At 38.5% G+C, this 12,574-nt stretch carries 17 protein-coding genes and 1 tRNA gene; 3 read left to right on the top strand and 15 right to left on the bottom strand.

The genetic code is table 11. The annotated features are described in order from the left end of the window. Positions 1-116: 116 nt before the first annotated feature. The 9 genes from HMPREF1481_RS03705 to HMPREF1481_RS03665 form a co-directional block, all read right to left on the bottom strand. Entirely contained in the window at positions 117-761 is a 645-nt protein-coding gene (locus HMPREF1481_RS03705; protein ID WP_016465729.1) for a DUF6572 domain-containing protein, read from the bottom strand. Between the two features lie 16 nt (positions 762-777). Beyond that, entirely contained in the window at positions 778-1,200 is a 423-nt protein-coding gene (locus HMPREF1481_RS03700; protein WP_016465728.1) for a hypothetical protein, read from the bottom strand. A 5-nt stretch (positions 1,201-1,205) separates the two neighbouring features. Then, a complete protein-coding gene (locus HMPREF1481_RS03695) occupies positions 1,206-1,862 on the bottom strand; it encodes a hypothetical protein (protein WP_016465727.1) in 657 nt (218 codons plus the stop codon). Positions 1,863-1,983: 121 nt separating this feature from the next. After that, positions 1,984-2,055, bottom strand: a tRNA-Arg gene (locus HMPREF1481_RS03690). Between the two features lie 44 nt (positions 2,056-2,099). Next, on the bottom strand, positions 2,100-2,447 hold the full coding sequence (gene rplS, locus HMPREF1481_RS03685; protein WP_001068670.1) for a 50S ribosomal protein L19: 348 nt from the start codon (positions 2,445-2,447) through the stop codon (positions 2,100-2,102). 118 nt (positions 2,448-2,565) lie between these two features. Beyond that, positions 2,566-2,895, bottom strand: a complete 330-nt coding sequence (crcB, locus tag HMPREF1481_RS03680) for a fluoride efflux transporter CrcB (protein ID WP_016465726.1) — start codon at positions 2,893-2,895, stop codon at positions 2,566-2,568. After that, a complete protein-coding gene (crcB, locus tag HMPREF1481_RS03675) occupies positions 2,889-3,263 on the bottom strand; it encodes a fluoride efflux transporter CrcB (protein ID WP_016465725.1) in 375 nt (124 codons plus the stop codon). The genes crcB (HMPREF1481_RS03680) and crcB (HMPREF1481_RS03675) overlap by 7 nt, the downstream gene beginning before the upstream one ends. Further along, positions 3,260-3,526 (bottom strand): chorismate mutase, encoded by a 267-nt coding sequence (locus HMPREF1481_RS03670; protein ID WP_006149688.1) that lies wholly within the window; start codon positions 3,524-3,526, stop codon positions 3,260-3,262. The genes crcB (HMPREF1481_RS03675) and HMPREF1481_RS03670 overlap by 4 nt, the downstream gene beginning before the upstream one ends. A 115-nt stretch (positions 3,527-3,641) precedes the next feature. Continuing rightward, positions 3,642-4,085, bottom strand: coding sequence for a flavodoxin (locus HMPREF1481_RS03665; protein ID WP_016465724.1), 444 nt, complete (start codon positions 4,083-4,085; stop codon positions 3,642-3,644). Between the two features lie 103 nt (positions 4,086-4,188). Here HMPREF1481_RS03665 and HMPREF1481_RS03660 point away from each other — a divergent pair, with 103 nt between their 5' ends. Both HMPREF1481_RS03660 and HMPREF1481_RS03655 read left to right on the top strand, forming a co-directional pair. Continuing rightward, positions 4,189-5,127 (top strand): DHH family phosphoesterase, encoded by a 939-nt coding sequence (locus HMPREF1481_RS03660; protein ID WP_016465723.1) that lies wholly within the window; start codon positions 4,189-4,191, stop codon positions 5,125-5,127. Between the two features lie 93 nt (positions 5,128-5,220). Then, complete coding sequence (locus tag HMPREF1481_RS03655) at positions 5,221-5,463, top strand: type B 50S ribosomal protein L31 (RefSeq protein WP_004253349.1); 243 nt, start codon at positions 5,221-5,223, stop codon at positions 5,461-5,463. Between the two features lie 197 nt (positions 5,464-5,660). Here the strand turns inward: HMPREF1481_RS03655 and HMPREF1481_RS03650 are convergent, their stop codons facing one another. From HMPREF1481_RS03650 to HMPREF1481_RS03635, 4 genes are all read right to left on the bottom strand, one after another. Beyond that, positions 5,661-5,936, bottom strand: a complete 276-nt coding sequence (locus HMPREF1481_RS03650) for an HU family DNA-binding protein (protein WP_004253345.1) — start codon at positions 5,934-5,936, stop codon at positions 5,661-5,663. Positions 5,937-6,043: 107 nt separating this feature from the next. Next, positions 6,044-6,880, bottom strand: a complete 837-nt coding sequence (locus HMPREF1481_RS03645; protein WP_016465722.1) for a DegV family protein — start codon at positions 6,878-6,880, stop codon at positions 6,044-6,046. A gap of 178 nt (positions 6,881-7,058) precedes the next feature. Beyond that, a complete protein-coding gene (locus HMPREF1481_RS03640) occupies positions 7,059-8,291 on the bottom strand; it encodes a tetratricopeptide repeat protein (protein WP_016465721.1) in 1,233 nt (410 codons plus the stop codon). Further along, on the bottom strand, positions 8,281-9,444 hold the full coding sequence (locus HMPREF1481_RS03635; protein WP_016465720.1) for an AI-2E family transporter: 1,164 nt from the start codon (positions 9,442-9,444) through the stop codon (positions 8,281-8,283). Before HMPREF1481_RS03635 ends, HMPREF1481_RS03640 begins: the two co-directional genes overlap by 11 nt. Positions 9,445-9,631: 187 nt before the next feature. Between HMPREF1481_RS03635 and HMPREF1481_RS03630 the strand changes: the two genes are divergently transcribed. After that, entirely contained in the window at positions 9,632-10,645 is a 1,014-nt protein-coding gene (locus HMPREF1481_RS03630; protein ID WP_016465719.1) for a lactonase family protein, read from the top strand. Positions 10,646-10,685: 40 nt separating this feature from the next. Here HMPREF1481_RS03630 and HMPREF1481_RS03625 read toward each other — a convergent pair whose 3' ends face one another. Further along, a complete protein-coding gene (locus HMPREF1481_RS03625; protein ID WP_016465718.1) occupies positions 10,686-11,105 on the bottom strand; it encodes a F0F1 ATP synthase subunit epsilon in 420 nt (139 codons plus the stop codon). Positions 11,106-11,115: 10 nt separating this feature from the next. Further along, the gene (gene atpD, locus HMPREF1481_RS03620) at positions 11,116-12,522 is read right to left on the bottom strand and encodes a F0F1 ATP synthase subunit beta (RefSeq protein WP_000094353.1); all 1,407 of its coding nucleotides are present in this window, start codon (positions 12,520-12,522) and stop codon (positions 11,116-11,118) included. Positions 12,523-12,574 lie beyond the last annotated feature (52 nt).

Here is a 12,574-nt window from a genome sequence, read left to right as displayed (position 1 = left end):
ACTGAAATAATTTTATTAGTGCCTGGTTTATAGACACGTGGATTTTTGATTTCATAATAGCCTTGACGTTCAATCGCAGATAGAAAATTATCAAGAGAGCGTTTCCTATCCCTTTATCACTCCGGCAATTCCACCTTCAAGTTCATATCTGTCGGTTGTAACACTTTCTTAACCGCTGCGAGAAAGGCTAGTCCATTATCAGATGGAGAATACTGGAATGTGATATGGATGACTTTTTTGTCAAAACTATCGCCGTATCGTGCCACATACTGCTTGCTTTCGAGGAAGTGAATATAATTGTTGATTTTTTCCTGCAGAATTTCCAGATGTACTGCTTCTATCTCTTCCTCCCAGCCAACTGGATCCACCAGAAGAAGCTCTAAATGATTATCAACTATACCAATAGCATCAAGTTCAGTTGGTTTGAGCTCTGAAGAAATTGCTTTTTGTAACAGTTCTTCAAATTCTTGATTGGAAAACAATCGTTTAATAGATGATGGATTTACCAAAATACGAACCGGTGAGGATCTAAAGTAATTTTGCCTAGCTACTTCTTTACTTCCTTTAGTCACCCATTCTCCAGTTCGTAAGAATAGCTCAACCTCGTAAGCATCCTGTTCTGACATTAAAGCTTTATCTACTAATTCTTTACTTAGTGGATAAGTAACTTCTCTATCTTGAAATCCTCCCGTCATCCAAGACATTGTATAATTGCCATTTTCTTCAGTTATAATAAACCCATTTCCTTTGATTATTGTCATATTCATCCTTCTCTGCCTATTTCAATGGCGATACATAATCGTCTGGAAGATTGCCTCTCCAGTCTATCCACATTTGCTCAGCAATTGGAATTAATCTTTCAAGCTCTTCCTGAGTAAATAACTCTCTAGTTTCAGGTAAATCAATTAATGATGTAGGACTCTCTTCTATGAATCGTTTCTCACTATCCTTCTTTTCTTCCTCCGTCGGTGGCCAACGATCGTGCTTAATCTTCCAAGATATTTCGAGTAGTGATCTCTCTCCACTATCTAGTAGTGAGAATAATTCTTGGGGTAATTCATAGACTGCTAACCAAGAAGCCACAGTTCCCTCTTCTGAAACTAAATAATATTTATCCTCATTTTTCCAGATGGATTTCCCATAGCCTTCAACCTCTTCAAACTGGATTACATCTTCCCATTCTAAGTTTGTTGGTTTCATTTTATTTATCCTCTAAAAATAATGTTATCAGTGCTTTTCTTTTTCCAACCTGTAAATACTCGTGCATATTCAAGCCAATAGAAGGGAAGACAGACTATGCTCGCTACAACAAGGGAAGGAACAACATATACCGCCGGCAACGTAAATAAACGTGCTATAACCATTGCAATTGCTGAAATCAATAGGTAAACAATAGAAGGAAGAAATAAAAGATTTTTCCTATACTCACCATGTGGCAATTTCTTAGCTTTAGGGACAATTAACAACTGGTAAACAAAGGTTAGTAGTTGAAACATAATGCTTAGGACAATCAACATCATGAAGACAGACCAGTAGTTCTTCCCCAAAAATAAAGAACTCCAGAAAAGAAACTCAACATGAGAAATTAAAATAGAACTAGCTGGAATCAATTGCAATAATTTTGATTTGGAAAATATTTGAAATAGCAAAAACATGAACAACGAAACCAATATATGATAGATAGTGATGTAAAGGATAATCATACTCACATCATGTATCTCTCCTTCTATAACAATAGACACTATAAATACCAGTAAGGCAAAAATAACCTCCATCGCAACTGACTTTAAAAAGTCAGTATTCTTTATAGAACTGGTATCCACAACTGCCATATTCAAAAATTCATAATATCTTTCTTTCATTTCTCTCTCCAAAAAACAACAAAATCTATGTCTATTATAACACACCATGAATATCATATTAAATGTTCAAAATTTGGTCAAAGAAAAAACACTGGTTATCCAGTGTTTTTGTGGCTAGTTTCGCTCCCTGCAGGAATCGAACCTGCAACTACTCCTTAGGAGGGAGTTGTTATATCCATTGAACTAAGGGAGCTAGAGAAAAACCCTGCCGTATGAGCAGAGTTTTTGTTCATCGAATTAACGACGGATTTCTTTGATACGAGCTGCCTTACCTTGAAGAGCACGCAAGTAGTACAATTTCGCACGACGTACTTTACCGTAACGAACAACTTCGATCTTTTCAACACGTGGAGTGTGGATTGGGAAGATACGTTCAACACCTACACCGTTAGAGATTTTACGAACTGTGTAGTTTTCTGAGATGCCAGCACCTTTACGTGCAATAACAACACCTTCAAAGATCTGAACACGTTCACGGTTTCCTTCGACAACTTTCGCGTGTACACGAACAGTGTCACCAGGACGGAATGAAGGGATATCTGTACGAAGTTGACCTTCAGTCAAGCTTTGGATTAATGGATTCATTTTATTCTCCTATCTTTGTCAATCTTGAAGAAACTTCCTCAGCGGATAAACTGTATTTTTGTGCGTCCATTACACACAAGATACAGTTTACCAAATTTCCTAGAAAATGTAAAGAAATTTAAAGCAAAATTCCCAAAAAAATCGCCAAAAAACCAAGCAAGTAGGTTAATAATAAATAGCTATAAAATGCCTTCTTGTTACTAAGTAGTCTTTGGAGTTCATCATTCAAGGTTGAAAACGTGGTCAAACCGCCACAAAAACCTGTAGCAAGGATAAGATAGACTTCTTTTGATTCCACATGATTGTAGAATAAACCAATCAAAAAACAACCTAGAAGATTAGCTATGAGTGTTCCCAGTGGTAGCACTGACCCTTGATTATAACGGGAAAAGAAATAACGAACAAGAGCCCCCAGTCCACAAGCAAGCGTTAGATAAAATACTACCATTTCTTCCTCCCTAGACAATAAGCAAATAGAAGTCCACCACCGATACTCAAAAGCAAATAGGTCACCAAACTGAGGTACCGCCCTGTGTCCAGCAATTTCACTGCATCTAATAGGAGACTAGAAAATGTCGTTAAGCCACCACAGAACCCTGTTCCGAGCGCTAAAATGACGCCCTTACTAGTTCCTTTAGAAACTAGATAACCTTTTACAAGATAGACTAGGCAGAAAATCCCTAGATAATTGACAATCAATGTCCCCCATGGGAAGTCTGGACTCGCTGGTAACCATTTAGATATCTGATAACGGACTAATCCTCCTAACATGGCAGCTAGAAAGATTCCTAGCGGATAGATTTGTTCTTTTTTCATTTGATTGTTTTATCCTGATAATCACGCGAACGTTTGAGAATGTCTGAAAAAGTCTCAACAATTGTTTCTTCGTATTTTTTATTGCTGACGCGATTTCTGACTTTTTCAAAGATAACTTCTTCTCTTTTGGTATCCAAGATTGGTTTTCCTGTAGACTTTTTATAAGCAACTACACCCTCAACTAGATGCATTCTTTCTTCTAAAAGTTGAACGATTTGGTCATCGATTTGGTCAATTTCTTGTCTTATAATATCTAAATCCATTGAGTCTCCTTCTTTATTAGAATCATTGTGTACAAAGCTACTAAATAGGCAAGTTATTCTCAGGCATATCTAACAAAAAACTGCACTGACATCTATCATCAGTGCAACTTCATACTTATCCCACTTTGGCAGCCAATTCTTCTGCAAATTGCTCCAAGCGTTCGATATCTTCATCTTCTGCTGAAAGGTCTACTTTAACGCACTCTGAACCTTTTTCAGCTCCTGTTGCTACAAATACACGATCAAAGTCGTCAACAGCCTTACAGAATTCGTCATAGAAAGTATCGCCTGAACCAACTACACCATAGATTTTACCACTTAAGTTAAGATCTGCTAGGTCTTCGTAGAAGTCCATCATTTCGTCTGGTAATTCTCCATCACCATAAGTATAGGTTGCCACAATGGCGATGTCTGCTTCTAAAAAGTCAGAAGCATCAACTGTTGTACACTCATCAACATCGACATCTAAACCACATTCTCTTAATTTATCTGCTACAATATCTGCGATTTCTTCAGTATTACCGGTCATACTGGCAAATACAATTTTTGCTAATGCCATAAGGTCCTCCTCAATTAATCTTTCTCCATTATATCACATCTTTTTCATTTTAAAAATAAAAACTCTTGTGCTACAATGAAATGAGAAAGAATTGAGGTTCAATATGGAAATTTGTCACCAAATTTTAGAAAAAATCAAAGAATACGATACTATTATCATTCACCGTCATATGAAACCAGATCCAGATGCTTTGGGGAGTCAGGTAGGATTAAAGGCCTTGCTTGAGCATCATTTTCCTGAAAAAACTATCAAAGTCGTGGGTTTCAATGAACCAACCTTAACTTGGTTAGCTGAAATGGATCAGGTAGATGATAAAGACTATGAAGGCGCACTTGCGATTATCTGTGATACTGCAAACACAGCCCGTATCGATGATAAACGATATACTCAAGCTGATACCATTATTAAGATTGACCACCATCCAAATGACGAAGTCTACGGCGATCTTGTTTGGGTAGATACGAACTCTAGTAGTGCGAGTGAGATGATTTCTCTCTTTGCTGAAGCAACTAACTTAGAATTATCCGACTACGCTGCTAAAATGCTCTGCGCTGGAATTATTGGTGATACCGGCCGCTTCCTCTATCCTTCTACTTCTGCACGTACACTTCGTATCGCAAGTAAGCTCAGAGAACACAACTTTAACTACGCTGAATTAACTCGTAAAATGGATACTATGAGCTTTAAGATTGCCAAACTCCAGGGTTATGTTTATGACCACTTAGAAGTTGATAAAAATGGTGCTGCGCGTGTCATTCTGACTCAAGAAATTTTGAAGAAATATGACGTTACTGATGCAGAAACAGCAGCTATCGTAGGGGCTCCAGGCCGTATCGATACTGTCAGCCTTTGGGGAATCTTTGTGGAACAAGCAGACGGTCACTATCGTGTACGTCTACGTAGTAAATTTGTCCCTATCAATGGTGTCGCAAAAGAACATGATGGCGGTGGCCACCCTCTTGCTAGCGGAGCAAATTCTTATAGTTTAGAAGAGAATGAGCTCATCTACAAAAAATTGAAAAACTTACTGAAAAATAGATAAAAAGTCTTGCCAAACTTCTGATAATCTGATAGACTAGTATGGTAACAATCTATGGCTCGCAAAGAGACCATGGCAGAAAGGAAATATTGCAAAATGAAAAAAGATATCCATCCAGAATATCGCCCAGTTGTCTTCATGGACACAACTACTGGTTACAAATTCCTTAGCGGTTCAACAAAACGCTCTAGCGAAACAGTTGAGTTCGAAGGCGAAACTTACCCATTGATCCGTGTGGAAATTTCATCAGACTCACACCCATTCTACACTGGACGTCAAAAGTTCACTCAAGCAGATGGACGCGTGGATCGTTTCAACAAAAAATACGGTCTCAAATAATCAACCGCATCACTTGCATAAGGTTGAACAAAAACAACTTCGATTCGAAGTTGTTTTTTTGTTGCTTTCATTAGACTCATCGATGATGATTTCAAATGTAGTTCGACTAGAAATACTAGTTTATCTCCTCCTGCTACTTTCACTCGAAAATATGAAAAAAACCTGTCACTTAATATGACAGGCTTTTTATAGAATCATTATTTAACTGCTTCTTTAAGAGCTTTACCAGCTTTAAATGCTGGAACTTTAGAAGCTTTGATTTTGATTTCTTTACCAGTTTGTGGGTTGCGACCTTTACGAGCTGCACGTTTACGAACTTCGAAGTTACCAAAACCGATCAATTGAACTTTTTCACCAGCTGAAAGGAATTCAGTTACAGCTGCGAATACAGCGTCAACTGCTGCTGCTGAATCTTTCTTAGTCAATTCTGTAGCTTCTGCTACTTTAGCGATCAAATCTTGTTTGTTTGCCATGTTAATGAATCCTCCAAAATTATTTCTAATTAACACTTATAATCATAACCTAAAATTCCTTTTAGGTCAAGTCAAAAACACCTTTTCTTTGATTTTTCTCAATTTTTTTAGGAATTATAGTGAATTAAGATAGCCCAGGCGTTTTCTCCGGTGTGAGTTTGGATAATAGAACCAGTTTCTAGGACTGAAATTGGCTTTTCAACGTATGGTTGAAGCACCGCTTTCATCTCATTTGCCCATTCGTTAGTACCAGCATATGAAATGCCAATCTCAGCAACTGAACGATGTGACAAAGTCTCTACTAGTTCATCCAACCATTTTTTAAAAGTTTTTGCACCACGTCCCTTCACAATAGGTTGAAGTTCGTTATTTTTCATTTGCATCACTACACGAATATTAAGCAGTGAGCTTAACAAACCTGTTACACGACCAATACGTCCACCTTTAACAAGGTTTTCTAAAGTAGATACACCGATATAAAGTTCTGTGTGATTTTTAACGTCTTCTACATGTGCTAGGATAGTTTCTAGGTCTTTTCCTTCTTTAGCTAATCTAGCAGCTTCTACAACTTGAAACTTCAATGCCTGGTCTGTAAAAGAGCTATCTAGAACAGTGACATCAGCCGTTGAAAGACTTGCTCCTTGACGAGCTGCTTCTACCGTACCTGATAGAGCATAAGACATGTGAATCGCAAGAACCTGACTACCATCTTTGCCTAAGTCATCAAATATTTCTGCAAAGAGTCCCACAGGAGGTTGACTAGTCTTAGGAAGATTTTTACTTGCTTGCATCAAGCGAAGGAATTCACCTTCTTTAAGATCTGCATCTGAATAGAGGACACTATCAATCATTACAGATAAAGGAACAATCGTAATATCTAATTCTTTGACCACTTCTGGTTCAATGGTAACAGACGAATCCGTTACAATTTTTACTTTTGTCATAATTCAAATCTTTCTATTTTTACTTATTGTGATTATTCAATTTAACTATAACAATTATATCAAAAAAAAACTAAAAATTCATACTGTATCTATCTATTTTAGTGCGATTCTTGATTTATTTTTTTGATGTGTATATAAAAAAATAACCGCCTATTTAAAGGCGATTATTTCTAACATTTTAAATGAGATGATTATACAATTCTTGCATCTGAATATCATCTGGAACTAGATCAAGATAAGCCTGAATGTATTCTGTTGCTTCTTCTAACTTCCCTAGTTCTCTTAATAAATAAATGTATTGTTCCAAGAACTCCGGATTATCCTTCAGTTCTGTAGCAAGCTCCTTATAGAGTTCATAGGCTGCATCCAACTCCTCAGTTTCCTGGTAGCTTCGAGCAATCATCCATTTTGTTAAGAGATTTTCAGGTTCATGCGCCTCTAAGGCTAAAATATCTTCATATCGCTCTTGTTCTTGGTAGATGGTCGCTAAGCGCAATAAAATCTCTTCTTGATCTTCAGCATTCTCTTGTGCTTGCAAAAGATAAGCTTCGGCTTGTTCTGGTTGATGTAATTCATAAGATAACTGAGAAGCAAGGAGCAATAAACGTGTTTCAAAAGGATTTTTTGACAATCCCTGCTGGGCAATCTGTAAGGCTTGTTCCGTTTGATGTTCCTTATGGAGTGCCTGGCTATAGCCATACTCATATCCTTCGAAATCTGGAGAAATCGTATCTAATTGTTTAAAGTATAAGGCTGCTTTTTGGTAGTCCTCTTGGTCAAAATAGAGACTTGCCAGTTCATTGGCCGTTTGGTCGTCATATTCTAGTTCCAAAGCTTTTTCAAGAAACTCAATAGCAGATTCGAATTTTCCAAGTCGTGCATATGCAAGGCCAATTCTCTGATAGGTTGAAATTCCAGTTTGGTCATAGATAGCACGATTATCTAATTGAGCATAGCCCTTAATAGCCTCTAAATCGTTTCCTAGTTCGCTATCTAGCTCTGCTAGTCCAAATATCAAGAGAGGATCATCGGAGTAGTTACGAGCTTCTAAAAGCTTCTCACGCGCAACATCTGTCAATCCTTCCATCTGATATAAATCAGCCTTTAAGGCAAGAGCTGATACATACCATTCGCTCTCCGGACCAATATTCTCTAGATAGTCAAAAGCTTCTTCAATCAGTCCATCTTCGCCAGAGATTGCAGCTAGATTGATGTAGACTTCTGGGAATTTCGGTGCTAATTTCTCATAAATTTGACCTGCTTGCGGGTAGAAACCTATTCCTTCGAGATATGCAGCAAGTTCAAGAAGCACTTCATCTGAGTCTTCTTCTAAAGCTTTTTGAAAGAAAGAATCTGCGCTTGTTAAATCCTGTTGTTCTAAGGCTTCAAGCATTTGTTGACTATTGTTCACAATCAGTCTCCTCTACCGATTCATAAAGTCCACTAACTTCTTTGTACCAATCAAAAACCGCTGAGATGACTACTTTAGCAGAAGCATAGATTGGAATTCCTAGCAATACTCCCCAGATACCAAACATAGAACCCGAAGTCAAAAGGACAAAAAGAATGGTAATTGGGTGAATATTCAATTGGCTTCCTAAAATCAGTGGTGAAACGAAACGACCTTCAATGGTTTGCTCAACAATAAAGACGATAATAACCTTTAGGAGCATGACTGGACCTGCAATGAGACCCAACACAAGGGCTGGAAGCATAGCAAGGAAGCTTCCAAGATAGGGCACAAGGTTCAATACACCTGCTGTAACACCTAGTGCTACTGCATAACGAAGGCCAATAATCTTGAAGAAGATAATAAACATGATAGCTACGATTACAGCGACCGTAATTTGTCCTCTAACGTAGTTCGCAAGTTGTTGGTTCACATCTGATAGAACCTTACCTACTGGTTCTCTTAATTTATTTGGTAAAAACTGAGTGATATAATCTCTCAACCCTTTTCCATCTCTAAGAAGATAGAAAAGCATAAATGGCATGATAATCAAAGCGACAATTACTTGAGAAGTTCCACTAATAATAGCACTCACCCAGTTAACAGCTTTGGAAGAGATATTACTTGCCCATGCAGTTGCCTGAGTTGAAAATTGCGCTAAAACCTGTTCCAGTTGAGGTCTAAAGTCATCTGGCAAACGCTTGGTTACAAGATCATCAATCACTCTGTCAGCATCTTCTATATAACTTGGCACATTTTGCGCAAAAATGACAACTTGACGTTGAAGGTTTGGAATCGCAACAGCAAGCCCTATAATCAAAAGAAAGGCGATTATCACAAAGATAATACTAATGGCTAAGACACGGTTTATCTTGTACTTCTCCATCAAATCTACCAGTGGATTCAATAGATAAAATAGTAGCCCTGATAAGATAACAGGCAACATAACTACAGATAAAAAGTCAATGACTGGTATAAATAAAAAGCTGATTTTACTGAGAATAAAAATATTAAGACCTAACAGTAAAGTCACCAAAAAGACCGTGACGGCCTTATTATCTAAAAACCATTTAAAAAACCAAGATAAGTTAAAGTGTTTCTCTTTTTGTTCCATGATATCTTCCTTTCCTATGTCCTAACATTATACCATTTTTTAGAAAAATAAGGGGTTTTTATAGGGTTTTCATTATAGAGAAATAAGTTCTTTCTATGTTGAATTAGCTTACTATTTCTTCTCTAGAATTTTCACGTAGTAAATCTTTTATGATATAATGGAAGTATATTTTCTTAGAGGTATGAATATGAAAGAAACAGTATATTTTGGAACTTATACTCGTCGTATATCCCAAGGGATTTACAAGGCTAATTTTGATACCGAGACAGGTGAACTAGCAAATTTAGAACTCTTTGCAGCAGAACCAAGTCCAACCTATTTAGCATTTGACCAAGACCAGCATGTATATACCGTTGGAAGCCATGATGGCAAAGGGGGTATTGCAGCATACAAGACGGATGGTAGTCTCCTTAATCATGTCGTTGAAGAAGGTGCTCCTCACTGTTACGTTGCAGTTGATGAGAAGCGTAGTCTAGTCTATGGCGCAAACTACCATAAAGGACAAGTGCTAGTCTATAAACGAAAAGAAGATGGCAGTCTTGAATTGGCTGACATTGTTCAACATACCGGTCATGGTCCTCATGAAAACCAAGCCTCCTCACACGTCCATTATACAAATTTAACACCGGATCAATATTTAGTAACTTGTGACTTAGGTACTGATGAAGTTATCACTTATGATGTCGATGCAGAAGGAAAATTAAGTCCATTAGCAACATACCACGCTAACCCTGGTGCGGGTGCGCGTCACCTGGTTTTCCACCACCACTACAAGATTGCTTATCTTATCTGCGAACTGAACAGTACAATTGAAGTATTGATTTACGATGGAGTCGGAGCGTTTGAAAAAATGCAAGTTATTTCAACCTTACCAGATGACTATAAAGGTTTTAACGGCACTGCTGCTATTCGTCTCTCAAAAGACGGCAAATACCTCTATGCTTCGAACCGCGGACATGATTCTATCGCAGTATATAGTATTTTAGCAGATGGAAGTTTAGAGTTATTAGAGATTGTTCCAACTCATGGACAAAACCCACGTGATTTTGATTTGTCACCTGATCAAGAATTTCTTATAGCAGTTCATCAAGATTCAGATAATGCAACTGTCTTTAAGCGTAATCCTGAAACTGGTCGACTTGCAGAACTTTCGAATGACTTTCATGTACCTGAAGCAGTCTGTATTAGTTTTCATAACTAACAAAAAAAGAACTTGAATAAAGATCAAGTTCTTTTTTATTTTATAATTTATTTCCGACATTGATACGGTTAATGGCACGTTGCAATGCAATCTTAGCACGACGTTCTTGGTCAATCAAATGTTTATCTTGTGCTTCTTCGATTTCACGTTCTGCACGAAGTTTCGCACGTTCTGCACGGCTAACATCGATATCACGAGCGCGTTCAGCTGAGTCAGCGATGATAGTTATGACATCATTAGCAATCTCAATGATTCCTCCGTTTACTGCTATCCAGTTTACATGAGAATCATCATCAACACGTTTGACTTTAACTTCATCAACTGCTAATACCGCAATCATATTTTGATGTCGTGGCAAGATCCCCATCTCACCATCCAGAGTTCGAACCGATACAAAGCTGGCATGGTGATCATAGACGAGGCCATCTGGTGTCACGATCTGGACAGTTAACTGAGCCATAGGTCACCTCTTAAAATCCCATTTTTTCAGCCTTAGCAATAACATCTTCGATTGAACCTACACCACGGAAGGCATCTTCTGGGAGATGATCGTGTTTTCCGTCGAGAATTTCCTTAAATCCACGAACTGTTTCAGCTACTGGAACATAAGAACCTGGTTGACCAGTAAATTGTTCCGCAACGTTGAAGTTTTGTGAAAGGAAGAACTGAATACGACGCGCACGAGCAACCAAAGTTTTTTCTTCATCAGAAAGTTCATCCATACCAAGGATTGCAATGATATCTTGCAATTCATGGTAACGTTGAAGGACACGTTTAACCTCAGCAGCAACTGCGTAGTGCTCTTCTCCAACGATTTCAGGTGCCAAGGCACGTGAACTTGAAGCAAGTGGGTCTACGGCAGGGTAGATACCCAATTGAACCAATTTACGTTCCAAGTTTGTAGTAGAATCCAAGTGAGCGAAAGCTGTTGCTGGCGCTGGGTCAGTATAGTCATCCGCTGGCACGTAGATAGCCTGGATAGAGGTTACTGAACCTTTCTTGGTTGAAGTGATACGTTCTTGCAATTGACCCATTTCAGTTGCGAGTGTTGGCTGGTAACCAACGGCTGAAGGCATACGACCCAAAAGGGCAGATACTTCTGAACCAGCTTGTGTGAAACGGAAGATATTATCAATGAAGAGTAGAACGTCTTGGCCTTCAACATCACGGAAGTATTCAGCGATTGTCAAACCGGTAAGAGCAACACGCATACGTGCTCCTGGTGGCTCATTCATCTGACCAAATACCATGGCTGTTTTTTCGATAACGCCTGATTCTTTCATTTCCCAGTAAAGGTCATTCCCTTCACGAGTACGTTCCCCAACACCAGTAAATACTGAGATACCACCGTGTTCTTGGGCAATATTGTGAATCAATTCTTGGATCAAGACAGTTTTACCAACTCCGGCACCACCGAAGAGCCCGACCTTACCACCTTTAAGATAAGGGGCAAGAAGGTCGATAACCTTAATCCCTGTTTCGAGAATTTCTGAAGAGGTAGACAACTCATCAAAAGTAGGTGCTTTTTTATGAATTGGCTGACGTTCTGCGTCTTCTCCAAAAGGAGCTTCCAAGTCAATGGTATCTCCCAAAACATTGAAGACACGTCCCAAGGTTTCTTTACCTACTGGTACAGAGATTGGACGACCTGTGTCCAACACTTCCATTCCACGAGTTAAACCATCTGTTGATTCCATGGCGATGGTACGTATCATACCATCTCCCAACTCTAAGGCTACTTCAAGGACGATTTTTGTTTTCTTTTCGTCATTTTTGTAGACGACAAGTGCATTGTTAATCTCAGGAAGTTTTTCCCCTGCTGCAAACAAAACGTCTACAACGGGTCCGATAACCTGAGCAATTTTACCTGAACTCATCTCCTTCTCCTATTCTATATAAGATACTGTCGGTTCCTAGTATTGCTAGGTC

It is taken from the genome of Streptococcus sp. HPH0090, from assembly GCF_000411475.1.
GTDB lineage: Bacteria > Bacillota > Bacilli > Lactobacillales > Streptococcaceae > Streptococcus.
This window is presented reverse-complemented; position numbering and strand designations above follow the sequence as displayed.